Here is a 24,646-nt window from a genome sequence, read left to right as displayed (position 1 = left end):
CCCCTTCGTGAAGTCACGGCGAGCGCCGGGCCGAGGCGCGCAGACCGTGGTACCAGTCGAGCACCCGCCGCTCCACTAACCGGAAGACGACGGACAGGAGGAAACCGAGCAGACCGAGGACGAGGATCCCGGTCCACATGCCGGGGATGGCGAAGCCACGCTGGAACTGGACGATCGTGAAGCCGATGCCGTCGCTCGCCGCGAACATCTCGCTGATGACCATGAGGATGATGCCGAGGGACAGCGCCTGGCGCAGCCCCGCGAAGATCTGCGGGCTCGCCCCGCGCAGCACCAGATGGCGCAGCCGGGCCGGGCCTGTGATGCCGTAGCAGCGGGCCGTGTCCAGCATCACCGGGTCCACCGCGCGCACGCCCTCCACCGTGTTGAGCAGCACCGGCCACACACAGCCGCTCGCGATCACCACGATCTTCATGGTGTCGCCGATGCCCGCGAACAGCATGATGACCGGGACGAGGACCGGCGGCGGCACCGCCCGCAGGAACTCCAGGACCGGCTCGCACACCGCCCGCACCCGCCGGTGGGAACCGATGAGCGTGCCGAGCGCCACACCGGCGACGGCCGCGGTCCCATAGCCCGCCAGGAGCCGCAGCACGCTGGGCAGCACGTCCGCCCGCAGCCGCTCACCCGTCCAGACGTCCGGGAAGGTCCGCAGGATCGTCCGCAGCGGCGGCCAGTACACCTGCGTACTGCCGTCGGACGCCACCCACCAGGCCAGCAGGAGCAGCACGGGCAGGGCGAGGACGAGGAACACCCGCAGCAGCAGCCGCCTCACACCGCCACCTCCCCGCGCACCGACTGATGCCAGGCCAGGGCCCGCCGCTCCACGGTGCGCGCCCCCACGTTGACGAGCAGCCCCAGCAGGCCGGTGACCACGATCAGCGCGTACATCTCGGGCACCGCCTGCGAGGTCTGGGCGACCGCGATCCGGGCGCCCAGCCCCGGCGCCCCGATGACGAGTTCGGCGGTGACGGCGAGGATCAGCGCCACTGAGGCCGCGAGCCGCACCCCGGTCATCACGTACGGCAGGGCGGTCGGCCACAGCACATGCCGGATCCGCGCCCAGGTGCCCAGGCCGTAGGAGCGGGCCGTCTCGTCGGCGACCGGGTCGACGTCCTGGATGCCGTACAGGGTCTGGACGAGGACCTGCCAGAAGGCGGCGTACACCACCAGCAGCAGGACCGAGCGGAGTCCGGTGCCGTGGAGCAGCACGGCCAGCGGGATCAGCGCGACCGACGGGATGGGCCGCAGGAACTCGATGGTGGAGGCCGTCGCCGCGCGCAGATACGGGACGACGGAGACGACCACGCCCGCCGTGATCCCCGCGGCCACGGCGATCACCAGGCCCAGCGCCCAGCCGGTGAGGGTGTCGCCGAGCGCCGACCAGAACGCGCCGTCGCGCACCTCGTCCCCGAGCGCGACGGCGATCCGGCTGGTCGGCGGGAAGTACGCCTCCTTGACCAGGCCGAGCCGCGGCACCGCCTCGCCCAGGGCGAGGAAGGCCGCGAGCCCGGCCGCGCCGAGCGCCGCGTTCACCCCGAGTCCGCTCCTCACGGCAGCAGCTTGTCCAGGTCCGGGGCCGTCTTGAACAGCCCGTCCCGCGCGCCGAGTTGCTCCAGTGCCTCGATCGAGGCGCGGTTCGGCCGGGCCGGCCACTTCGGCAGGGTCACCTTCGCCAGCACCGCCGCCGGGATCTCGGTGTACGTGGTGACGGTCTGCCGGACCTCGTCCGGATGGGCGTCGGCATAGGCCAGGGACTCGGCCGTGGCCTGCTGGAACTTCCGCACGACGTCCGGGTGCTGCCGCGCGTACGGAACAGAGGTGAAGTACATCGCCACGGTGAGGTTCTTCGCGACGTCCACCATGGCGGAGGCGATCTGCCGGCCGCCGTCGCCGAGCACGGTGGCGAGGGCGGGCTCGACCACCATGGCCGCGTCGATCCGCCCGCCGTCCAGGGCGGCCGGCATCTGGTCGAAGGCCAGCTCGACGAAGTTCACCCGGTCCGGGTCACCGCCCGCCTTGCGCACCGACTCCCGCACCGCGGTCTCGTTGATGTTCTTCAGCGTGTTGACGGCGACCTTCTTGCCGACGAGATCCCCGGCCGACTGGATCGGGCTGTCCCGCGCGACCACGATCGCGCCGAAGTCCTTGCCCGGGACGCCCGTCGAGGCGACGCCGTTGGCGATCGCCTGCACCGGGACGTTCTGCGACTGGGCGATCATCAGGGAGGTCATGTTGGAGAAGCCGAACTGGAACTGGCCGCTGACCACGCCCGGCACGATCGCCGCGCCGCCCTGCGCGGTCGTCATGGACAGCTTCAGACCGTGTTCGGCGTAGATGCCCTTCTGCTGCCCCAGATAGACCGGTGCGACGTCGACGATGGGGATCATCCCGACCTTGACGGTCGTCGTCCCGCCCGACGAGGTGTCCTTGTCCGTGGAGCCGCCGGACGAGCCACAGGCCGTCGCGGCGACCAGCAGACTTCCGGCCACCAGGCCGACGAGCGGACGACGCATGGCTCCTCCTGTGCAGACAACGGCGCGACGGCGTTCCGACAGGCTGTGCGCGGGGCGCACAGTGGCGCGTGGTTCCAAGGTGCTCAGCCGGAAGGTAGAGCCCGCGCAAGCCCGGGTCAATGCTTCCTGAGACCTGACCCGCGCGGCGGAGGGGCCTACAGATCCAGCACGAGCCGCCGCCCGCGGCACCGGGACACACAGATGAGCATGGTTGCGCCCGCGTCCCGCTCCGCGTCCGTGAGCACCGAGTCCCGGTGGTCCGGGGTGCCCTCCAGGACGTCGGTCTCGCAGGTGCCGCAGGTGCCCTCGGCGCAGGAGTACAGCACCTCGGTCCCCGAGGCGCGCACGGCGTCCAGCACGGAGACCCCGGGCCGGACGGTCAGCGTCCGGCCGCTGCGCGCCAGCACCACCTCGAACCCGCCGTCCGCGCCACCCCGTCGCTCCGTGGGCCGGAACCGCTCCAGGTGCAGTGCGCCCGCCGGGCAGCGCGCCTCGACCGCGTCGAGCAGCGGGCCGGGACCGCAGCAGTAGACGAGGGTGCCCGCGGGCAGGGCGTCCAGCACCGGGCCCAGGTCCAGCAGCCCCGTCTCGTCCTGCGGTGCGAGGGTCACCCGGTCGCCGTAGCGCGCCAGTTCCCCGGTGAACGCCATGCCGGCCCGGGTGCGGCCGCCGTACAGCAGCGTCCACTGCGCGCCCGCCGCCTCGGCCGCCGCCAGCATCGGCAGGAGCGGGGTGATGCCGATGCCGCCCGCGATGAACCGGTACCGGGGCGCGGGCCGCAGGGCGAAGTGGTTGCGCGGGCCGCGCACCCGGACCCTGTCGCCCGGCCCCAACGCGTCGTGCACCCGGGCCGATCCGCCCCGGCCCGCGGGTTCCCGCAGCACCGCGATCCGCCAGGTGCCGCGGTCCGCCGGGTCACCGCACAGCGAGTACTGCCGCTCCAGCCCCCGGCCGAGGACGAGATCGATGTGGGCGCCCGGCTCCCAGGCCGGCAGCGGCTCGCCGAGCGGGTGGCGCAGGGCGAGCGCCAGCACGCCGTCGGCCGCGAACTCCCGCCTCTCGACGAGGAGTTCGCGCTCGTCCTCGGTCATGCGGTGGTCCTCGGCGGCCGGTGCCCGGCCGGGTGGCCGAGCATCCACTCCCACATCAGGACCGGGTCCTGCGCGGTGTGCTCGGCGCCGCAGTGACAGATGCCGTGCAGGATGTCGGTGCCGGGCAGCCAGTCGATCCGGTAGATCTCGCGCGGCGCCCCGGGCGGGCGGCCCGTCACCGTACCCGCTCCACCGGCTTGTCGCCCTCCTCGACCAGCCGGGCCAGGATACGGCGGGCGGCGAGACCGCCGGTGTCGATGTTGATGCTCAGCTCCTGGTACCCGGTGCGCTCGCCGCCGAGGGTGCGCTGGAGCAGGTTGAGCGCGTCCACGTCCTGCCTGACGACCGTATGGTTGTTGTCCCGCAGGAACTCGGTGACCTCGGTGTCGTCCGTCGCCCAGTCCCGGGAGACCAGCCAGAAGTCGTACACCTTGCCCGCCGCCGACGGCGTGATCGCATAGGTGATCTCGGTGCGGAAACCGTCCGGGCCGTCGCCGTCCGCCGCGGGCCGTGCACCGACCGGCGCGATCCGGCTGTGCAGCAGGTACAGGCACGGCGCGTGGTACTCGATGTCCTGCCGGCGGGTGATGCGGCCCTCGATGCCGGTGGACCGGGCGTAGAACGGCGGGCACGCGGCGTCGTCCATGTGCCGGCTGACCCGTACGATGCCCGCGCCCTCGTCGACCTCGGTGGTGATCGGCGTCTCCGCGACCTCCGGGGTGCCGATGTAACCGCCGTGCAGATACGTCTCGTGGGAGAGGTCGAGGAGGTTGTCCACGAGGAGCCCGTAGTCGGCGTCGATCGGCTCCATGCCGCGCACGGTGACCCAGCCGGGGGAGTCCAGGTGCCGGGCCCGCGGAATCGTCTCCGGGTCGGCCCGTGCGGGGTCGCCGATCCACACCCACACCAGCGAGTCCCGCTCGGCCACCGGGTAGGCGGCGACCCGGGCGGTGCGCGGGACGCGTTTCTGCCCCGGCACGTACACACAGGTGCCGGTCGGGTCGTAGGTGAACCCGTGGTAGCCGCACACCACGCGGTCGCCGTCGAGGCGGCTCGCGGAGAGCGGGTAACGCCGGTGCACACAGCGGTCGTGCAGGGCGACCGGGGTCCCCTCCCGCTCGGTGCGGTAGAGGACGAGCGGCTCACCGAGGACGGTCCGGCCGAGCAACCCCGCGCGCCCCACCTCGTGACGGTAGGCGGCGACGTACCACTGATTCCTGGCGAAAGCGGTCATGTGCGGCATGGCTGCGGCTCCCGTCATCGGGTGATGGCGGCATCGTCGGGAAGTGCGTGACGGGGACGCAATACGGCTTCCGCCCCACGGAAGGTTCTCGACCGGGCGACGCGGCCTGACGGCTCGTCAAATCTCCTACGTTGTCGCCCGGCCCTGCGTCGTGGCGTGAACGGCCTTGCGGGTCAGCCCAGTTGCTGCACCACCGTCGCTCCCCAGCCGCCGGTGCGGACCGTGATCGACGAACCCAGGCTCGCCGCACCGCCCTTGTGGAGGAGCAGTGCGCCGGCCGCGTTGGTGGTCCACAGGTCGGGGATGCCGTCGCCGGTGATGTCGGGGGTGCCGTAGACCAGTGGGAAGGCGGCCCGGGTGAAGGACGACGCGGCGTAGACCTTGTCGCCGTCCAGGCTCCAGCCGGACTGGCCGAGGCTCTTGAGGACCGTGCCCTTGCCGCTGCTGTCGAGGATGCCTTTGCGCAGGATGATGTTGCCGGCCGCGGTGCGGTAGGTCAGATCGGCCGCGCCGTCGCCGTTGTAGTCGCCGACGGCGACGAAGTCCCGTTCGGCGTCGCCCCACGCGCTCGTCGTCATCTGGGTCGCCTCGGCGAACGTGCCGCCGCTGTATCCGCTGAACACCCATAGCTCGGCGCCGTTCGCGCCGCCTGCCACGAACAGCTCCGGCTGACCGTCGCCGGTGATGTCGCCCGCCGCCTTGATCTCCGAGAACGTCGACGGATCGGGGGCGTTGGCGGGCAGCCGCACCTCGATGCGCTTGCTCACGTCGATCGAGCCGTAGCCGTCGCCGGGGTAGACGAACAGACGGCCCTCGGGGGTGCGGACCACCCAGTCGGTGATGCCGTCGGCGGGCGCGAAGTCGCCGTTGTGGGTGACGAGGGAGTAGGTGCCGTTGCCGTCCCAGATGTGCGGGGCGGTGGCGCCGCCCTTCAGCGAGGTCCCCTTCTCGTGCGTGCCGTAGGTGTTGACCTGGTAGGCGCCGTTCTGCGAGACCGCGCCGATCCAGAGGTTTCCCGCGAGGGTGACATGGCCGAGATCGGCGGTGCCGTCGCCGTTCAGGTCGCCCGGGCCGTCCGGCTTGGAGCGCGGTTTGACGTTGAAGACGTGCTTGGTGGGGCTGGGCGAGATGTTGCCGGCCGCGTCGACGGCCTTGACGTAGAGGGTGTTGGGTCCGGCGGCCGGCGGCTGGACGCCGGTGACGGTGGCCGTCTTGATGGGGGTCGCGCAGGACTTGGTGAGACCGCCCGTGGTGCCCTGGGCGCCGTTCGCGCAGGCCCACCCGGCGTAGGTGGTGTTGTTGATGGAGTAGACGAACTTGACGATGTCCGCGTTCGGATCCTTGGCGGGGTCGACCGGCTTCTGGACCTCGAAGGTGAAGCTTCCGGCGGTGCCGAAGGGCTCCTTCGACCACACGTCGGGGACGTCGTCCTCCTCGTTCCCGTCGATCCCGTCGTCCCTGTCGCTCGGGAAGTCCGTCGAGATCACCGGCGCGGGGGAGTCGGGCAGGGTGGTGTCGTACGTGAACCGGCAGACGCCGTCACCGCCGGTGGGTGCCCACCTGCCGCTCACCTTGGCGTCCCAGCCGCGCACCCGCCACGAGTAGGTCTTCCCGTTGGTCAGGTACGACTTGATCGCGACGGCGCCGGTCTCCCCGTCGTCCACGTTCTTGGTGAGCTTGCGCGTGGTGGTGTCCTGCTTGCCCGTCTCCCAGAGTTCGTACTCCAGCTTGGCGAGGTCACCGTCCGGGTCGGTCGCCTTGGCGCTGATCGCGAGGGTCTCCGACTTGCCGACCTTGACGTACGGGGAGGTGCTCGTGTCGCAGGTGCCCGGGCTCATCGTCACCGACGTCGGGGTGTTGGGCTTGCGGTTGTAGTTGATGGTCACGGAGGGCGCACCGCTGCCCTCCGCCTTGAACTTCTTCCAGGAGTACGTGTCCGTCTCCAGGCTGCTCGCCGAACCCGTCGGCGCCGACGAGGAGGTCGACGCCACCATGCCCACGTTGAAGTCCGTCCAGCCGTTGTCGGCCGCCTCCTGGGCCAGTGTCGTGACGGTGAAGTTGACGTTCGTGTCCGGGCAGGCGCTGTTGGCCTTCCAGCCGTAGGCGAACGACTTCGAGGTGATTTTCCGTTTCCAGGCGGGCTGGCGGTTCCAGGTGGTCTTGGTGTTGAAGGCGTCGGTGCGCCACAGCTGGACGGTGCGTTTGCTGCACGACCAGGAGTGCGTCTCCAGGACCTTCAGGGTGGCGCTGGAGACGTCCGCCCCCTTGATGGAGTTCTTCAGCTTCAGCTTGAAGAACGACCGGGCCGTGCCCCAGGTCTGCCGCTCGAAGCCGACCCGGGCCTCCTTGGTGTCCTCGTTGTAGTTCGCCCCGTCGTAGAAGCTGGAGCCGGGGTATTTCTTGTACACCGTCGTCCAGTTGGAGCGGATACCGACGGTGGAGGGGTCGAGGAACAGCGGGTAGGTGAGCCCCTCGGTCTCGGAGAGGTAGTCCCTCGGCGGGGTGATCGTCAGGACGTCACCGGCGAAGGCCGCGCCCGCCGTGGCGGCGTGGGCGCCCTCACCGGGACCGCCCGCCGCGGGCAGGGCCAGCGCGTTGCCCGCGGTGAACGCGACTGGGTCGGCCTGCGCGTCCGGGTCGTTCTCCACGGCGTGCTCGTCGGGGTCCTCGTCCCGGCTCCCTTCGGTCTCGGGAGCCTCGGGCGTACGGGACGGACCGTCCTCCACCCGCTCGGGGTTCTCGTTGGTGCCGGTCGCGGCGTCCGGGTCGGCGGCCGGCTCGTCCGTGTCGTGGGTGCCCGCCGAGTCCCACAGGAACGGCGTCGGGGAGACCACGATCTCCTGGCCTGCCTCGTTCTTCGCCGTGAGCACGTCGGTGGCCGGGTCGAGCGTGAAGGCGAGGGTCGGCGAGGTGACCCGGTAGCGCGGCGGATCGGCGGCCAACGCGGCGGCGGCCTCGGCCGAGTGGACCACCAGGACGTGGGTGAACCCCGTGTCGCGCGCCGACAGCATCAGGTCGACGCCCGGCAACACGCCTTCGTACAGCGCCCTGTTGTTCTCGACGACCGGCTCGGGCAGCGGACCCGGCCACGCGAACGCGACCTCGTGGCCCTCGGCGGTCATCGTCAGCAGCGGCGACCAGGTGTCCCCGTCGGCCGCCTCGGCGGCCTCGGCGGCGGCGTCGGCATCGGCGGCGGCGTCGGCGCGGAACACGGCGGACCGGACCGACGTATCGGACGTGCGCGCACCCGCCCGGTTCACCCCGGAGCCGCCACCCGACGAAAAGGTCACCGGATAAGGAGAGTTGACGGTGCGCCAGCCGTTCCTTCCGTCCCGCTCCAGGCTGATGTCGACCGGGGCCCACGCGCCCTCTTCGGTGCGCGCGCGGACCGGAGCGACCGACGCCCGGTACGTGAACGTCCCGTCCGGGTTGGCGTAGGTCGTGGAGAACTCGTCGGTCAGCGCCGTGACGTCGACCTTCCGGTCGGTCTCACGCGCCCGGCGTTGCGCCTCGTCCTCGGCCACCGGCCGCGCGGCGCGCGGTGACTTCGCGGCTGAGCCGGCGTCGTCCTGGCCCCGGAGGGCCAGCAGGATGCCGCCACCGGCCAGTACGGCGAGCGCGACGGTGGCCGCCACGGCACGCCGAACACGCCGTCGGCCAGGGGGAGTCGGCTCGGTCGACGGCGCCGGGGCGCTCGTTCCGATGGCGCTGTCGAGGTCGCTCAAGGGCCCTTCTCCAACAGGCTGGGACGCGACACGGCGGGCACCGCGGCGGCGTGCTCTTTCTCGGGTGCCCTGGGGCGTGGTGACTGCTCGTGACGGTTGCACGACATGCCGGAGTGGGCGGTTGGAGTATGGACGGCTCTTCCGGGAGAGATCAACACCCTTCGGTCGGTGATGACTTGGCAACGTCCGGGTAAAGGGCGAAGGAATCTTTCTTTGCAGTTCTTTGTCTTGTTTTGGAACGTGACATAGCTAACACGGAATCGGCACAGCTTGACGAAGATCTTCACGACCTCCTTATCTTCCTGTTCAGTCTGTAAGCCATTGCTCACCATGTGCCATCGGGGCGACCGCATTCGATCGTGGTGACGGGGGGAAAGGTCGGCCTGGCCGTGCGTACGGTGCTGTCCTGGTGCGGTCGGGGTTCGCTGGCGCGATCGCCGCGCGAACGCCTGATCCGACGCAGAGCACGAATCGGTGTCGTCGCCGGTCTGTTCCTCGCCCTCAACGTCACCCTTCTGCCCGGCGCCGCGGCCGTCGGCCCCGCCGACTCCCGCGTCGCCGTCGACCTCGCCGAGGAACAGCGGACGGACCCCGTCGAGATCGACGAAAAGAAGAGCAGCGACCTGGCGGAACTCGCCGGGACGACCATCACGGGCGTGCGGGCGTACGACCCGGCCGCCGTGGCCGAGGTGCCCGCCGCGTCCGGCACCAAGACCCTCGACCACCCGGGCGTGGGCACCACCACCGAGGTCGCCGCGTCGGCCGACGGCACGATGACCATCGGTGTCGGCGCACCCGAGGGCGCCTCCGCCGCCGAAGCCGAGGCTCTCAAGGGGGCCTGGAGCGTGGCCGCCGCGTCCGAGGACGACGCGGTGGCGGGCGGCGCCCAGGGCTTCCTGCTCGCCGTCGACGCACCCGCCACCGCCACCGGCGACGCCGTCGTCTCCATCGACGCCAGCAAGCTCGCCGAGACCTACAGCGCCCAGTGGCTCGACCGGCTCTCCTTCAGCCTGATGCCGGCCTGCTACACCACGACGCCCGAGGTGGAGGAGTGCTCCACCGGGATTCCGGTGACCACCGCCGTCGAGCGCACCGGCTCCACCGTCACCGTGCCGCTCGACGCGGGCGACTCCTCGGGCTCCGAGCCGGACCCGGGCGAGGACGGCGCGGGCGACGAGCCGGAGGAGCCCGGCGCCACCACCGCCGAGGTCCCCGAGACCCTCGTCAACGTCACCCTGGACACCGCCGACCTGCGGACTGTCGCGGCGGGCACATCCACCGCGAACACCACCGCGAACACCACCGCGAACACCGCCGCGAGCACCGGCGGCGACGCGGTCGTCGACTCCGCCGTCCGGCGGGGCGCCAAGGCGGCCGATGCCGTACGGCGGATCGCCGACTCCGCGAGCGGCGGCCTGCTGGTGGGCGGCTCCTACGGCTCCGGCGCCGGCGGCGACTTCGGCGCGAGCCCGATCGTGTCCGCCGGTTCCTGGACGGCCGGCGGCTCCTCCGGCGCGTTCACCTACTCCTACACGATGGCCGCCCCGCAGGTCCCGTCCGGCCCGTCGCCGAACGTCACCCTCAGCTACAACTCGCAGACCTCCGACGGCCGTACGTCCGCCACCAACAACCAGGTCTCCTGGGCCGGTGAGGGCTGGGACTACAACCCCGGCTCCATCACCCGCACCTTCGTGGGCTGCGCCGCCGACACCGCGAACGCCAACAACAAGGACCACTTCACCGGCGACCAGTGCTGGGGTTCGTACAACGCGGTCCTCTCCCTCAACGGCACCACCACCGAACTGGTCCGCGACGACGCCACCAAGGAGTGGAAGAGCGCGCGCGGCGACAACCTGCGCGTGGAGCTGCTCGACGCGGCCGACTACAAGACCCTGACGGGCATCAGCGGCTCCGGCAACGGTGACGACAACGGGGAGTTCTGGCGAGTCACCACCAGCGACGGCACCCAGTACTACTTCGGCATGAACCGGTTGCCCGGCTGGAGCCCGGGCGAGCCCGAGACCAACTCAGTACTCAACGTCCCCGTCGCCGGCAACCACACCGAGGACCCCTGCTACAAGCCGGCGTTCAAGGACTCCTTCTGTGACCAGGGCTGGCGCTTCCAGCTCGACTACGTCGTCGACACCAGCGGCAACGCGATGACCCTGTGGTGGGAGAAGGAGAAGAACGCCTACGCGCAGGACATGAAGGAGGCCAAGGCCGTCGCGTACGACCGCGCCGGCTACCTCTCCCACATCGACTACGGGCAGCGCGCAGGCACCCTCTACAGCGCCGAGCCGCTCGGCCGGATGCTGTTCACCGCCAAGGAGCGCTGCTTCGAGGACAACTCCCTGAAGGTGGAGTGCTCCGAGGCCAACTTCGCCTCCAAGCGCTCCGACCGCACCCGCCCCTGGTTCGACACCCCCGCCGACCTCGCCTGCGCGAGCGGCAAGAAGTGCACGACCTACGCCCCCACCTTCTGGTCGCGCAAGCGCCTCGCCTCCGTCGACGCGTGCGCCCAGCGTGAGCAGGGCGTCCGGCTGACCGAGTACAGCGTCGACGCCGACGGCAACGAGACCGGCAGCCGCAACGCCTGCGGCCTGTCCGGCGACTCGGCCACCACGACGCTCCTCTCCAAGGTCGACTCCTGGGGCCTGAAGCAGTCGTTCCCGTGGAACCTGACCGGCGAGTACACCGCGCTGTGGCTGGAGTCCGTCTCCCGCACCGGCTACGCGGTGGACGGCTCCACCCAGCGCCTCAACCCGGTCACCTTCGGCCACAACGACAGACCCCTGCCCAACCGGGTCAAGAACGGCTCATCGGACACCGACCCGCTCTTCGCCCGGCTGCGCATCCAGGACGTCGTCTCCGAGTACGGCGGCCGCACCGAGGTCGTGTACAAGGTACCCACCGACAAGTGCCTCACCGGCTCCGGCCGTCCGGCCAAGGACAAGAACGACCAGCTCTGCTACCCCGCGTACTGGCACGCCGACGGCGAGCTGGAGGACAAGCGGATCTCCTGGTTCCACAAGTACGTCGTCGAGAAGATCACCGAGCACCCGCGTCTCGCGGAGCCCGAGGAGTCCAAGGACATCACCACGACGTACGCGTACGCCACCTTCGGCGACGCCGTCGACGGCGCGCTGTGGGCCAAGAACCAGGGCGAGTTCACCCGGCCCAAGAAGCGCACCTGGGACGACTGGCGCGGCTACCCCGTCGTCACCGCCGTCACCTCGGCCACGGACGAGACCGACGGCACCACCGGTTCCAAGTCGGTCACCCGCTACTTCCGGGGCATGGCCGACGACGTCCTCGCCGACGACACCCCCGAGAAGTCGTCCGACGACGTCAAGCGCGGCTCCACGATGACCGACGTCACCGGCGCGGTCCTCGCCACCGACCGCAAGGCGTACGCCGGCCTGGTCGCCGAGTCGCTGACCTACCCCGACGACCGGGCGGCCACCGCATCCGGCTGGATATCCCGCTCCGTCAACATCCCCGACGCCCCTGTCCGCCTCGCCACCCGCAAGCGCACGGACGGCCCCGACGTCACCGCCGAGCGCGTCACCCTCGGCGAGACGAGGACGATCACCAAGGCCTCCGGCAAGGGCGCGGACGGCTCCACCCTGCGCACGGTCACCACCAGGACCGAGTACGACGACACCTACGGACTGCCCACTCTGGTACGGGAGCTGGGCGACGAGGCCGATCCCAAGGACAACACCTGCACGGCGACCTCGTACGTGCACAACACCTCGGGGACCAACTACCTCGTCGGCCTGGTCGCCCAGACCGTCACCACCACCGGCACCAGCACCTGCTCCACCGACCTCTCGAGCGCCACTGCCAAGACCATGGTCAGCGGCTCGCGCATGTTCTACGACGGCGCGAGTTCGCACACCGCCACGCCCACCAAGGGCCTGGTCACCAAGACCGTCGCCCCGACCGGCGCGGGCACCGGCTGGCAGACCACGCACCCCGAGTCGCGCACCGAGTACGACGCCACCGGCCGGGTCCTGAAGGCCACCGACCCGACCGGCGTCGAGAACATCACGACGTACACACCGTCCGACGGCCAGGTCTACAAGATAGAGACGGTCACGGGCCACAAGATCGTCGACGGCGCCGAGACCGGCTTCCGGGAAACCACCCTCGTCGAGCCCGGCCGCGGCGCCACCCTGAAGTCCACCGACGCCAACGACCGTGTCACGTCCTACGAGTACGACCCGCTCGGCCGCACCGTCGCCGCCTGGGACGCCACCCAGTCGGCCACCGACGACCCCACGGTCCGCTACGCGTACCACACCGACCCGGGCAAGCCGGTCTCCGTGGTCACCGAGTCCCTCAAGGACAACCCCACCCGCGCCGCGGGTGACGGCACCTACCAGGCGTCCACCGCGATCTACGACGGCCTCGGCCGCGAGCGGCAGACCCAGACCCCGGCGGTCGGCGGCGGCCGGCTGGTCACCGACACCCTGCACAACAGCGCGGGCCAGGTGCGCTACACACGCAACGCCTACTACACGGAGGGCGAACCCGGCACCGAACTCGTCGTCCCCAGATCCGAGTCCGAGATCCCCAACGCCACCACCTACACCTACGACGGCCTCGGCCGGGTCCTCACCGTCACCCCGGTGCACCACTCGTACGCGCAGACCGGCGCGACCGCCATGAACGGCGACAAGCCGGTGCCGACCACGGACCGCCGCACCCGCTACGAGTACGGCCTCGACCACACGGTGATCCGCCAGCCCCAGGGCACACCCGCCTCCCGGGTGTGGACGGACGCGCTGGGCCGCACGGTCCGCCAGGACACCTTCACCGACGCCGCCCTGACCGAGGCCGGCGCGGTCACCACGACCTACGACTACGACGTCCGCGGCGACCTGGTCACCACCACCGACGACGTCGGCAACACCCGCACCTGGACCTACGACGCGCTCGGCCGGGTCACCGACACCACCGACCCGGACACGGGCGCCACCCACACCGAGTACGACACCTACGGGCGGGTGGACTCGGCGCGCGACGCCCGCGGCCAGACCGTCACGTACACCTACGAGCGCCTCAACCGCGTCGAAGAGGTCAGGGCGACCCCGCCGGACTCCGCCACCGCCACACTCGTCCAGGCCTACGCCTACGACGCCGCGACCGGCGGCAAGGGGCAGCTCGCCTCGGCCACCCGGTACACCGACGGCAAGCCGTACACCACCGCCATCACCGGGTACACGGCCGACTACCAGCCCACCGAGATGACGCTGGCCCTGCCGCCCGGCTCCACTCCGGGCCACACCGCCGACGGCTTCGCGACCCAGTACCGCTACCAGTACGCGTACAACGACGACGGCCAGCTGGAGAAGTACACCGCCCCGGCGGCCGGCGGCCTCAGCGCCGAGGACGTCATCACCCGGTACAACGAGGCCGGCCTGCCGACCTCCGTGTCCGGCCAGGACTGGTACGCGGCCGAGACCTCCTACTCGCCCTACGGCCAGGTGCTCACCGCCACCGTCGGCGAGGCGGGCCACCGGCTGTGGCAGGAGAACACCTTCGACGAGTCCACCGGCGAACTCGGCACCAGCAGACTCGTCCGGGAGGCCGAGACCCCCGACAAGACCGTGGTCCCCGGCAGTGAGGTCAGCAAGCGCTCCTACGCCTACGACCCCTCGGGCAACGTCCTGTCCGTCGCCGACCGCATGGGCACGACCACCGACCGGCAGTGCTTCACCTACGACTTCATCGGTCAGCTCAAGGAGGCATGGACCACACCGGGCGGCGGCGCCTGCACGGCCACCGGCAGGACCACGGCCGCACCGGTCTACTCCGACGGACTGGTCAACGTCTCCTCCGACAACTCCGGCTACTGGCAGTCCTACGAGTACGACGTCCTCGGCAACCGCAAGCGGAAGACCGACCACCAGGCCGACCCGACCTTCACGTCCGGGGCGCGTGACACCAAGCAGGACGTGGTCACCGACTACGCCTTCGGCACCAGCGACACGGCGAAGAACGACCAGCCGCACACGTTGACGTCGTACACCACGACCTCCACGACCGCGGCCGGCGCGACCGTGAAGACCCGCTCGACGCAGACGTACGACGCGGCCGGCGCACTGGAGTCCCGCTCCACCGGCGGCGACACCGCCCAGGCCATCTCCTGGACCTGGGACGGCAAGACCGAGTCCGTGACCGGCTTCGGCGCCGACGGCTCCGGGGCCTGGGTGGGCGCCGGCGCCATGTGTCTCGACCTGGCCGGAGGCATCGCCACCGCGGGCACCGCGCTCCAGCTCTACGTCTGCAACGGCAGCAGGGCGCAGAACTTCCGCGTCCAGGCCGCCGACACGGAGGACAGCGGTACGGTCGACTCCCCCTCGACCGGCTCGCTCGTCGTCGCCGGACAGTGCGCCCAGCCGACCGGCACCGCCATCGGGTCCGCGGTCCTGATCCAGCCCTGTGACAAGAGCGTGGAGTCCCAGCGCTGGCAGACGCTGAGCACCGGTCAGATCCAGCACGTCTCCTCGACCCGGTGCCTGTCCGCGCCCGCCGCCACGTCGGGCACCGACCTGACGCTCGCGACCTGCGACACGACGGCGGCGACCCAACTGTGGACTCCCGCCTCGGAGACGAGCTACGTCTACGACGCCATGGGCAACCGGCTGCTGGAGCGCACCAGCGCGGGCGCGGTGCTCAGCCTGCCGGACACGAAGATCTCCCTGACCACCGCGGGCAAGGTCCGCTACGTGGAGCGCACCTACGCGGGCATCGGCGGCCCGTCCGTGACGCGCTACCTGGAGGGCTCCACCGCCGTATCCGGTGTCACGGAACAGGTCTTCGCCCAGGCGACCGACCTCAACGGCACCCCGCTGGCGGAGGTCCGTCTCGACGGCGGCATGAGCGTGCGGGTGGCCAAGAAGGACCCGTGGGGCGAGGACCGCGCGGCGAACCTCGCGCCCCGCTCGCACACCGGCTTCCATACCGGCGACGACGACACCGGCACCGGCCTGACCCACCTGGGCGCCCGCGAGTACGACCCCGGCACGGGCCGTTTCATCTCGGCGGACCCGGTCCTGGACGACAGCGACCCGCTCCAGGCGAACGGCTACTCCTACGCCAACAACAACCCGGTGACACATGCGGATCCGTCCGGTCTGACGTCGTCGGCGTCCAGCTTCGACGCGTCGATCGCCGCGCTGGACGCGAAGATCGCCGACTACCAGAAGACGCTGAACCGCACGATCGGCGACGTCATCCTGGCGACCGGCTGGGCCGTCTTCAAGGAGTTCGTCGGCTGGAACGACGTCGTCGGCTGCTTCTCGCAGGGCGACCTGTGGGCCTGCGGCAGTCTGCTGATGGACGCCATTCCGTGGACCAGCATCTTCTCCAAGGGCAAGAAGATGTGGCGTGCCTTCGAGGCGACGATGGGCGCGGTGAAGGCGTTCCGCGCGGCGAAACGGGCCGCGGAGGCCGGCATCAAGGCGGCCCGTGCGGCGAAGGCGGCGCTGATCAAGGCGAAGAAGGCGGCAGAAGCAGCCGCGGCGGAGGCGAAACGCAAGGCACGCGAAGCGGCCAAGGCCGCGGCAGCGGCGGCCCGGAAGAAGGCCCACACCGGTTCCAAGGGAGCCCGGGGCAACCCGGTCCAGGTGAAGGCCCGGACCCAGGCACAGCACAAGGGCTCCACGGGCGGCGGCAAGGCGGAGAACAAGTCCGGGGGATCGAGAAGCAGTTCGGGCAAGGAGAACTCGGGCGGCGGTGGCGGCGGCGGTGGCGATGGCGGCGGCGCCGAAGCCTGCACGGCGAACAGCTTCGTCCCGCAGACCCTTGTCCTGATGGCCGACGGCTCCACCAAGCCGATCAAGGACGTCAAGGCCGGCGACCGGGTCCTGGCGACGGACCCGGAAACGGGCGAGACGAGAGCGGAGACGGTCACCGCGGAGATCAAGGGCCAGGGCGTGAAGCACCTGGTCCAGGTCACCATCGACATCGACGGCAGGACAGCCGAGGTCACGGCAACGGCGGGGCACCCGTTCTGGGTTCCCGAACTCGGCGAGTGGATCGACGCGACGGACCTGAAGCCGGGAGAGTGGCTCCGAACGGGCTCGGGAACCCTGGTCCAGATCACGGCACTCCACCGCTGGACGACCCTGAACGCAACGGTCCACAACCTGACGGTCAGCAGCGCGCACACGTACTATGTCCTGGCTGGGGCTGCGCCGGTCCTGGTTCATAACTGTGGAGGCGCGTCCGTTGACGAGCTTGCCGATGCGGCGACCGGGCCTTACAAGAAGGCCAAAATCGATACTCGTACCGGCAAAATTGCACGCGGTCAAAGCAATGCCGGGAGGGCATTGCAGAAGCACGCAGACCCCAGCCGTGGACCGGTTCATGCGAGTAAGTTCCCGACTCTCGCTTCAGATGCAGAGCGTACTGAAATGGGCGACAATATGGTCCTTGAGTTGCTGACCAATCCAGGTAGTACAGACACAGTGGGTTCTGCCTCGGCGCACTATGGAGGTACGGTTCGCGACGTCTGGCATCCGGACGGCAGCTACGGTGCACGCTGGAGTATGCGCGGAGGCGGGCTCACATTCGAGGGGTTCCTCGGATGAGGGTAGTAGAGATCGCGGGACGCAAATACCGTCTCTTCTTTGTGGCCAGCATTCACGAGGAAGCCAACTACGTGGAATGTCGCGCCATGGACACTGGGGACTGCGTCTGTGAGATCCGCATGGATTCTGCGGATACCCTTTCCCTAATGCCGACACTGGGGGAAATTGACGTGAACGTGGTGGTGGAAGCGATCGCTTACGCGAAAGAAGTAGCCCACCCTTCGGATGGCGCGTCGAGTGATTAGGAGATAACTCGCAGATTTGACAGAAAGCCCCACTGGCGAGAGCGTCTGTGGGGCTTTCTGAGGTGCTTGACGCAGCGGCAACGCAGCCGGACGGCCGCATCCCACGAGATTCCTCGTGGGGATGTGCCGGAGTCTGGCCCGGTCGAGGAAGCTGTGGAGGCGGCGGGTGAGGTTGGCTGGATCGAGACGTCCGCCGATCGGGGTGGTGAAGACGAGGCCGCTGTCTCGCCATTCCGATCCTGCCGTTCCTTGTGTTCCTTGAGGGGGTGGAGGCCATTCGGTCGGGAGCGCGATACGGCGTTCGGACGCGCGGGTCTTGGTGGGGAGGTGCATGAGGCAGTCGGTGCGGGTGCGCTGGAGGGAGTGCCGGATGCCGGCCGACTTCGGAGAGTTGTTCAGTGACGCCATTCGTAGGCGCCTGGTGACGTCTTCAGTACCTTGCTCGGCCAAGTTTGCGTCACCTCGCGGAGGTGCTCGCGCTGCTCCTCGATCCACCCGTCATCCAGGACGACCGGGATGGTTGCCGACGTGCCGGAACCGGACGTGTCCGCGATAAGCACTGCTGGGACGTCGCAATCTTCGTTGGGCAATTTGATCCCGATTACTGGGCCATTTCCGTTGTCCAGCCATTCGACGTTCTGACCCGCGCCGAGGGCATCCAGTGCCAGGGACCACTCCTCCAGATCCGAGGGATAGAAACAGATATCGAGGAGCCCACTGATAAAACTGCTCTCTACGATGATCACAGCATCGAGCAAGTCGTGTACTGGTAGAACCGGTCCTCGCCGCCCCAGAACATGCACGCGGACGCTGTTCTTACCGTCCGACAGATTGATCAAATCCACAATGCCATCCTGATGTTTCATGGCCGGCCATGGTTCCGCGTTAACTATGTCATGATCTGCTTGCAGCGTGTCCGATGGGCGATACGGTCGGCTTCCTCGGACGGGCGCCCCGCAGAGTTCTCTGGCGTGGCAGCCGTGGTAAATAGCAGCTGCATGGAGTAGGTATGCGGATGGCGGCGGTCTGACCGCCGCGGGGCGGGCAGAGCGTGAAGCGGTGCGCTTCGAGGCCGCGGGGATGTTCGAGCAGGGGGTGCGGCCGCGGGAGGTGGCCCGCAGGTTACGGGTGTCGCGGAAGTCGGCATACGCCTGGTACGCCGCCTGGCGTGAGAGCGGCAGAGCGGCCCTGACGTCCAAGGGGGCCGGCGGCTTTCCCTGCCGGCTCGGCGATGCGCAGGCGGGCCCTGCGGGAGTTCTGCGACCGCAACAGCGACTGGCTCACCATCGTCAAACTCCCGCCCCACGCACCCGACCTCAATCCTGCCGAAGGTGTCCGGGCACATCTGAAAAAGTCCCTGGCCAACCTCGCGCCGCTCGTGAAGAGCCGCTTACGCGGAATCCAACGCCGCCCTGCTGTACTCGACGGCTCCATCGCCGAGACCGGACTGGGGCTGGAGCCCCCGTAATCCTGTCACCCCACCCTTTCAACCTCAGCGTCAACTACTGCCGTCACGATGTGCTGCAGCCCCGCCAGGACGCTCCTGACGGGGCTTCATGTTTGCTACTGCTATCCAGTGCAACAGTTGGTCGAGTGGGGAGGTTACACCTCACACCCTCACGGATCAGACATCGGGCCGCTGCGAGCCGAGCATGGCGAGCAGGTCGCAGACATTCTCGGAGACCCTTCGCCAGGCGTCACCTTCCCCCAGAAAGGCGACGCTTGGGTCGGCGAGGGAATCGCGGTAGTCCAAGACGAAAGGAAGATCTGGCCCCAGGTCCCCGATTATCACGGTCTTCATCCGTGAAATATTCCCGGGGGTGGCACATTCTTCGGATGTACCGAGATAGCACTGCAGGGTCTCTTCATCGAGCTCGTTGCGCCACCACTTCGTCGCCGCGGTGATTCCGGAGGTCGAGTAGAAACGGGGACGTACGGGGGTCTGACCGAACACCTCTTCGATCCTGGGGGAGTTGGCCAAATCCATCCAGCTGCGATCTTGTATCGACGTGGTCAGGCAAGCAGGGAGCGGCATGCCGAAAATCGGCTCACAGAACCCTCCATTGCCATTCATCGCGACCTCACTCGCCTGCCCGTAGCGCTGGCTATTGCATCCATGATCTCCTGCCTCGCACCTAGAGGCGCCATGAGAGCCCCTGATTTCTTCTGTTCACGCTTCGAGAGAACCAAGCCTCCGATATGTTCCCCTCTTCGAAAAACATGTTGAATCCGATAGCCTCTTAAGGGCCGGCGCAGCCCCAGCCAGCACATAGTACGTGTGCGCGCCGGGTGGCCGTCATCTGCGTGTTTTCCGGTCAGTGGATTCCGGGCGGTCCGTGCAAGTACGGGGAAGTCCCCTGATGTGCATTCCTGTTGCCGCCGGCGTTGCCGCTGAGGGGGCTCCCGTTCCCTTGCGGTCCCGGGGAGGAGGCCGTCGAGTGCTTCGGGGTGGCGGTGGATGTCGTGTGAGGTTGGTCAGGGAATTCTTGAGGTGGGCCCGTACGCATTAGACGGGGTTGAGGTCGGGTGCGTAGAGCGGGAGTTCGACTCGGCCCCGGTACGTCTGCGTCCGGCAGATCAGCCTGGTCTCGCCCGGCCTTCACCACCGCCAACATCCGCTGTCACCCCACCCTTTCAACCCCAGCGGCAACGTCAGCGGAAGGGTGCTTCACGTGTCCGGACCGACCTTCACCCGGCACCGGATCAGAGACAAGTCGGAGTCGGGCCGGAGTCGTCAGCGTGATCCACACCGGCCGACTCAGACCCCTCTGCGGACATCTGCGGCATGCGCTCCCGTCCCTGAGAGCGGGACACCGGCGCCCCGTTCAGCGGTGTTTCACGCCCGGCTGGGCCAGCGGGGCGAGGACCGGGCCGGTGACCGGGGCCGTGCCGAGCGCCTCGTCGACGGCGGCCAGCACATCGGCGGAGAGAGTGACACCGGAGGCGGCGGCGTTGTCGTACACCTGCTCGGGGCGGGAGGCGCCGGTGATGGCCGAGGCGACCTCGGGGCGGCGCAGCACCCACGCGAGCGCCAGCGTGGGCATGGTCATCCCGGCCTCCTCGGCGATCGGGACGAGGCGCTGCACCGCTTCGAGGGCGGCGTCGGAGTAGACGAGACCCTTGGATACCGACATCTCCTCGCTGGCGAACCGGCTGCCCTCGGGCACGGGCAGGCCGGGCCGGTACTTGCCGGTCAGCACCCCCTGCGCCAGCGGCGACCAGACGATCTGCGCGATGTCGTCGGCCGCGCACAGCCCGAGGAGTTCGGCCTCGGGGGCCTGCCAGAGCATCGAGTACTGCGGCTGCGAGGAGGCGAACAGGTCGGGTCCCGCGATGTCGACCGCCGCCTGGATCTGTTCGGTGGTCCACTCGCTGAAGCCGAGGTAGCGGGCCTTGCCCTGCTCGACGACCTGCTGGAACGCCTCGATGGTGTCCTCGATCGGTACGGTCGGGTCGAAGCGGTGGGCCTGGTAGAGGTCGACGTAGTCGGTCCGCAGCCGGGTGAGGGAGGCGTCGATCTGTCGGGCGATCTGCGCGGGGGACAGGCCCCTGTCGGCAGGGTCGTCGGACATCGGGCCCCAGACCTTGGTGGCCAGGATGTAGGAGTCACGCGGATGGGCCGACAGGATCTCGCCCCACGCCGTCTCGGCGGCCCCGCGGCCGTAGACGTTCGCCGTGTCGAAGAAGTTGATGCCCGCGTCGAACGCGGCTTCGGTGCAGGCGCGGGTCGCGTCCGCCTCGACGCCGCCGGAGTAGGTGAGCCAGGACCCGAGCGAGATCTCCGAGACCTCCAGGTCCGAACTGCCGAGCTTCCGGTACTGCATGGGGGTTCCTCTCGCCGCTGTGTGCCCTGGCCCCTTCCGGCGAACCCCATGATTCCGGGCGCCGGCCGCAGGTGTCACGCTAACCGAGCGCGGCAGCGGGTGGGTGTCACTGTCAGTGCCACCCTCGTGGGCGAGCCGCGCAGGGCGGCCCCGGTCCGGCCCTGACCGGCCGTCAGCCTGGCCGCGGCGCTCGCCGCGGCGTGGATCGGGCTCCCGCCGCCCGGCCGGGGTTATGGTCCGCACGGACCCGTCGGGCGTCCGCTCCTCTCCTGTACCGCCCACTTTCACGCCGACGCCATCGCGCCCTTCCCCGACGTTCGCCGCTCTTGGAAAACTCGCACCGCGCACTTTCCGCCACCCCCCCCTGACGTCGCGTACGCCAGAGACGAGAGGCCCTCTCCCATGCCTGAAGTCAACCGGCGCAGATTCCTCCAACTCGCGGGCGCCACCTCGGCCTTCACCGCCCTGTCCGGCAGCATCGAACGGGCCGCCGCGCTGCCCGCGAACCACCGCACGGGCTCGCTCGAGGACGTGGAGCACATCGTCGTCCTGATGCAGGAGAACCGCTCCTTCGACCACTACTTCGGCTCGCTCAGAGGCGTTCGCGGCTTCGGTGACCCGCGCCCGGTGGCGCGGCCGGACGGCAGGCCGGTCTGGTACCAGTCGGACGGCCGCAAGGACCTGCTGCCCTTCCGCCCCGACGCCGACGACCTGGGCCTGGCCTTCATCCAGGACCTCCCGCACGGCTGGAACGACGGGCACGCCGCCGTCGACGGGGGCAGGTACGACAAGTGGGTGCCCGCCAAGGGCGCCACGACCATGGCGTACCTGACCCGGGACGACATCCCCTTCCACTACGCGCTCGCGGACGCGTTCACCATCTGCGACGCCTACCACTGCTCGTTCATCGGCTCGACCGACCCGAACCGCTACTACCTGTGGACGGGCTACACGGGCAACGACGGCCGCGGCGGCGGCCCGGTCCTCGGCAACGACGAGGCGGGCTACTCCTGGACGACCTACCCCGAGCGCCTGGAGCAGGCCGGGATCTCCTGGAGGATCTACCAGGACATCGGTGACGGCCTCGACGCCAAGGGCGGCTGGGGCTGGATACAGGACGCGTACCGCGGCAACTACGGCGACAACTCGCTGCTGTACTTCGAGCAGTACCGGAACGCCCAGCCCGGCGACCCGCTGTACGACAAGGCCCGCACCGGCACCGACGCCCGCAAGGGCGAGGGCTTCTTCGACCGGCTGCGGGCGGACGTGGCGTCCGGCAGCCTGCCGCAGATCTCCTGGATCGCCGCGCCCGAGGCGTTCACCGAACACCCCAACTGGCCCGCGAACTATGGCGCCTGGTACGTCTCCCAGGTGCTCGACGCGCTCACCTCGAACCCCGAGGTGTGGTCGAGGACAGCCCTGTTCATCACCTACGACGAGAACGACGGCTTCTTCGACCACCTGGTCCCGCCGTTCCCGCCGGCCTCCGCCGCGCAGGGCAGGTCCACGGTCGACGCGGGCCCCGACCTGTTCGAGGGCGACAGCAGCCATGTCGCCGGCCCCTACGGGCTGGGCCAGCGGGTGCCGATGCTGGTGGTCTCCCCGTGGAGCAGGGGCGGCTTCGTCTGCTCCGAGACCCTCGACCACACCTCGATCATCCGGTTCATGGAGCGCCGCTTCGGCGTGCACGAGCCGAACATCTCCCCCTGGCGGCGCGCGGTCTGCGGCGACCTGACGGCCGCCTTCGACTTCTCCCGCAAGGACACGCGGCCGGCCTCGCTGCCCGCCACCGACGGCTATCTGCCGCCCGACCGCGACCGGCACCCCGACTATGTGCCCACCCCGCCCGCCGACCCGGCCCTGCCCCGGCAGGAGCGCGGCCTGCGGCGCGCCCGCCCGCTCGGCTACGCCCCCGTGGCGGACGGCTCGGCCGATCCCGCGGCCGGGACGTTCACGCTCGCCTTCGCCTCAGGCGCGCGGGCCGGCGCCGCCTTCCTCGTCACCTCGGGCAACCGCACCGACGGACCCTGGACGTACACCACCGAGGCGGGCAGGTCCGTCACCGACGCCTGGAACTCGGCGTACTCGAACGGCTCGTACGACCTGACCGTGCACGGCCCGAACGGCTTCCTGCGGGTGTTCAAGGGCCCCGGGAGGACCGCAGGACCCGAGGTCACCGCGCGCCCCTCCGGCGACGACGTGCGGCTCACCTTCGCCAACAAGGGTTCCGGCACGGTGCGGCTGAAGGTCACCGACGGGTACGGCGGCAGGCCGTGGACGGTGACGGTGCGGGCCGGGGCCACCGTCCGGCGCACCGTGGACCTCTCGGCGAGCCGGCGCTGGTACGACCTGACCGTGACGTCCGAGGCCGACCCGGGCTTCCTGCGCGCCTTCGCCGGGCACGTCGAGAACGGACGCGCCGGGGTCAGCGATCCGGCGATCGGCGCGCAGTGACGCCCGGTTGAGGACCACAATGGACGGGCTGGTCAGGTACGGGTCACATAGGGGTACTGTGCCCCGGTGACCACGCAATCGAACACACCCGCGGGCTGGTATCCCGATCCGCACGGAGCGTCCCAGACGCTCCGCTACTGGGACGGCGCGCAATGGACCGAACACACCAATCCGGACCAGCGGGGCGCCCAGCAGGCGGCCGCCCCGCAGGCCTCGGCGCCGCAGCAGCCTGCCGCTGACCCGCGTGTCCAGCGGCAGGTGCAGCAGCAGGTCGGGGCCGCGGGCGGCGCCGCCGGCGGCGGGACGCTGTTCACCGAGCCCGTCCTGGTGGTGAACCAGAAGGCCAAGCTGATCGAGCTGACCAACGAGTACAAGGTCATGGACCAGCACGGCCGCGACCTCGGCGCCGTGGTCGAGGTCGGGCAGAGCGCCCTCAAGAAGGTCCTGCGGTTCGTCTCCAGCCTCGACCAGTTCATGACGCACCGGCTGGAGATCCGCGACCCCTACGGGCAGCCCCAGCTGGTGCTCACCCGGCCCGCGAAGTTCTTCAAGTCCCGGGTGATCGTGACCCGCCCGGACGGCTCGCCGGTCGGTGAGATCGTCCAGCAGAACATGATCGGGAAGATCAACTTCGCGATGAACGCGGACGGCCGGCAGGTCGGTGCGATCAGGGCGGAGAACTGGCGGGCGTGGAACTTCGCGATCGTCGACCACGCGGACAACGAGGTGGCCCGGATCACCAAGACCTGGGAAGGGCTCGCCAAGACGATGTTCACGACCGCGGACAACTACGTCCTGCAGATCCACTACCAGCTCCCCGAGCCCCTGCTGAGCCTCGTGGTGGCCACGGCCCTGACCGTCGACACCGCGCTCAAGCAGGACTCGCGGGGCCTGGGCTGACCCCGCCCGGCCCGGCACCCCGGGGCA

The 24,646-nt window shown here is 69.8% G+C and carries 15 protein-coding genes and 1 pseudogene; 6 read left to right on the top strand and 10 right to left on the bottom strand.

The features are described from left to right. Positions 1-13: 13 nt before the first annotated feature. From CTZ28_RS33580 to CTZ28_RS33550, 7 genes are all read right to left on the bottom strand, one after another. A complete protein-coding gene (locus CTZ28_RS33580; RefSeq protein WP_121893506.1) occupies positions 14-793 on the bottom strand; it encodes an ABC transporter permease in 780 nt (259 codons plus the stop codon). Next, the gene (locus tag CTZ28_RS33575) at positions 790-1,572 is read right to left on the bottom strand and encodes an ABC transporter permease (RefSeq protein ID WP_121893505.1); all 783 of its coding nucleotides are present in this window, start codon (positions 1,570-1,572) and stop codon (positions 790-792) included. The genes CTZ28_RS33580 and CTZ28_RS33575 overlap by 4 nt, the downstream gene beginning before the upstream one ends. Next, on the bottom strand, positions 1,569-2,534 hold the full coding sequence (locus CTZ28_RS33570) for an ABC transporter substrate-binding protein (RefSeq protein WP_121893504.1): 966 nt from the start codon (positions 2,532-2,534) through the stop codon (positions 1,569-1,571). The genes CTZ28_RS33575 and CTZ28_RS33570 overlap by 4 nt, the downstream gene beginning before the upstream one ends. A gap of 155 nt (positions 2,535-2,689) precedes the next feature. Next, positions 2,690-3,625 carry a PDR/VanB family oxidoreductase gene (locus CTZ28_RS33565; RefSeq protein WP_121893503.1) on the bottom strand — a complete coding sequence of 312 codons (936 nt, stop codon included), beginning with the start codon at positions 3,623-3,625 and terminating at the stop codon, positions 2,690-2,692. Further along, positions 3,622-3,804, bottom strand: a complete 183-nt coding sequence (locus CTZ28_RS33560; protein WP_121893502.1) for a hypothetical protein — start codon at positions 3,802-3,804, stop codon at positions 3,622-3,624. The genes CTZ28_RS33565 and CTZ28_RS33560 overlap by 4 nt, the downstream gene beginning before the upstream one ends. Then, the gene (locus CTZ28_RS33555; protein WP_121893501.1) at positions 3,801-4,868 is read right to left on the bottom strand and encodes an aromatic ring-hydroxylating oxygenase subunit alpha; all 1,068 of its coding nucleotides are present in this window, start codon (positions 4,866-4,868) and stop codon (positions 3,801-3,803) included. The genes CTZ28_RS33560 and CTZ28_RS33555 overlap by 4 nt, the downstream gene beginning before the upstream one ends. A gap of 173 nt (positions 4,869-5,041) precedes the next feature. Continuing rightward, entirely contained in the window at positions 5,042-8,593 is a 3,552-nt protein-coding gene (locus tag CTZ28_RS33550; RefSeq protein ID WP_147481232.1) for an FG-GAP-like repeat-containing protein, read from the bottom strand. 359 nt (positions 8,594-8,952) lie between these two features. Here CTZ28_RS33550 and CTZ28_RS33545 point away from each other — a divergent pair, with 359 nt between their 5' ends. Next, entirely contained in the window at positions 8,953-17,196 is an 8,244-nt protein-coding gene (locus tag CTZ28_RS33545; protein WP_121893499.1) for a polymorphic toxin-type HINT domain-containing protein, read from the top strand. Next, positions 17,193-17,441, top strand: a complete 249-nt coding sequence (locus CTZ28_RS46665) for a hypothetical protein (RefSeq protein ID WP_147481231.1) — start codon at positions 17,193-17,195, stop codon at positions 17,439-17,441. The genes CTZ28_RS33545 and CTZ28_RS46665 overlap by 4 nt, the downstream gene beginning before the upstream one ends. A gap of 395 nt (positions 17,442-17,836) precedes the next feature. Here CTZ28_RS46665 and CTZ28_RS33540 read toward each other — a convergent pair whose 3' ends face one another. Next, positions 17,837-18,307: a DUF5959 family protein gene (locus tag CTZ28_RS33540; protein WP_121893498.1), complete on the bottom strand. Its 471-nt coding sequence runs from the start codon at positions 18,305-18,307 to the stop codon at positions 17,837-17,839. Positions 18,308-18,428: 121 nt separating this feature from the next. Here CTZ28_RS33540 and CTZ28_RS50020 point away from each other — a divergent pair. Together CTZ28_RS50020 and CTZ28_RS33530 are read left to right on the top strand one after the other, a co-directional pair. Continuing rightward, a pseudogene (locus CTZ28_RS50020) lies at positions 18,429-18,668 on the top strand (helix-turn-helix domain-containing protein); the annotation flags it as partial. A gap of 4 nt (positions 18,669-18,672) precedes the next feature. Continuing rightward, complete coding sequence (locus CTZ28_RS33530; RefSeq protein WP_121893497.1) at positions 18,673-18,909, top strand: transposase; 237 nt, start codon at positions 18,673-18,675, stop codon at positions 18,907-18,909. Between the two features lie 156 nt (positions 18,910-19,065). On the opposite strand, the gene CTZ28_RS33525 is transcribed toward CTZ28_RS33530, so the two are convergent. Together CTZ28_RS33525 and CTZ28_RS33520 are read right to left on the bottom strand one after the other, a co-directional pair. Continuing rightward, entirely contained in the window at positions 19,066-19,515 is a 450-nt protein-coding gene (locus tag CTZ28_RS33525) for a hypothetical protein (RefSeq protein ID WP_147481230.1), read from the bottom strand. A gap of 751 nt (positions 19,516-20,266) precedes the next feature. Beyond that, complete coding sequence (locus CTZ28_RS33520; protein ID WP_121893495.1) at positions 20,267-21,265, bottom strand: aldo/keto reductase family protein; 999 nt, start codon at positions 21,263-21,265, stop codon at positions 20,267-20,269. Positions 21,266-21,667: 402 nt separating this feature from the next. On the opposite strand from CTZ28_RS33520, the gene CTZ28_RS33515 reads away from it, so the two are divergent. Both CTZ28_RS33515 and CTZ28_RS33510 read left to right on the top strand, forming a co-directional pair. Beyond that, a complete protein-coding gene (locus CTZ28_RS33515; protein WP_121893494.1) occupies positions 21,668-23,719 on the top strand; it encodes a phosphocholine-specific phospholipase C in 2,052 nt (683 codons plus the stop codon). Positions 23,720-23,785: 66 nt separating this feature from the next. Continuing rightward, positions 23,786-24,619 (top strand): LURP-one-related family protein, encoded by an 834-nt coding sequence (locus tag CTZ28_RS33510; RefSeq protein ID WP_121893493.1) that lies wholly within the window; start codon positions 23,786-23,788, stop codon positions 24,617-24,619. Positions 24,620-24,646: the final 27 nt, after the last annotated feature.

Source organism: Streptomyces shenzhenensis, assembly GCF_003688995.1.
Lineage (GTDB): Bacteria > Actinomycetota > Actinomycetes > Streptomycetales > Streptomycetaceae > Streptomyces > Streptomyces shenzhenensis_A.
Note: the sequence above shows the minus strand (reverse complement) of the source record. Positions and strands in the feature narration are given on the sequence as shown.

Excerpts from the sequence above, each read along its gene's own strand:
- CTZ28_RS33570 (WP_121893504.1), bottom strand. The coding sequence starts at position 2,534 with ATGCGTCGTCCGCTCGTCGGCCTGGTGGCCGGAAGTCTGCTGGTCGCC.
- CTZ28_RS33565 (WP_121893503.1), bottom strand. The coding sequence starts at position 3,625 with ATGACCGAGGACGAGCGCGAACTCCTCGTCGAGAGGCGGGAGTTCGCG.
- CTZ28_RS33555 (WP_121893501.1), bottom strand. The coding sequence starts at position 4,868 with ATGCCGCACATGACCGCTTTCGCCAGGAATCAGTGGTACGTCGCCGCC.
- CTZ28_RS46665 (WP_147481231.1), top strand. The coding sequence starts at position 17,193 with ATGAGGGTAGTAGAGATCGCGGGACGCAAATACCGTCTCTTCTTTGTG.
- CTZ28_RS33540 (WP_121893498.1), bottom strand. The coding sequence starts at position 18,307 with ATGAAACATCAGGATGGCATTGTGGATTTGATCAATCTGTCGGACGGT.
- CTZ28_RS33530 (WP_121893497.1), top strand. The coding sequence starts at position 18,673 with ATGCGCAGGCGGGCCCTGCGGGAGTTCTGCGACCGCAACAGCGACTGG.
- CTZ28_RS33525 (WP_147481230.1), bottom strand. The coding sequence starts at position 19,515 with ATGAATGGCAATGGAGGGTTCTGTGAGCCGATTTTCGGCATGCCGCTC.
- CTZ28_RS33520 (WP_121893495.1), bottom strand. The coding sequence starts at position 21,265 with ATGCAGTACCGGAAGCTCGGCAGTTCGGACCTGGAGGTCTCGGAGATC.
- CTZ28_RS33515 (WP_121893494.1), top strand. The coding sequence starts at position 21,668 with ATGCCTGAAGTCAACCGGCGCAGATTCCTCCAACTCGCGGGCGCCACC.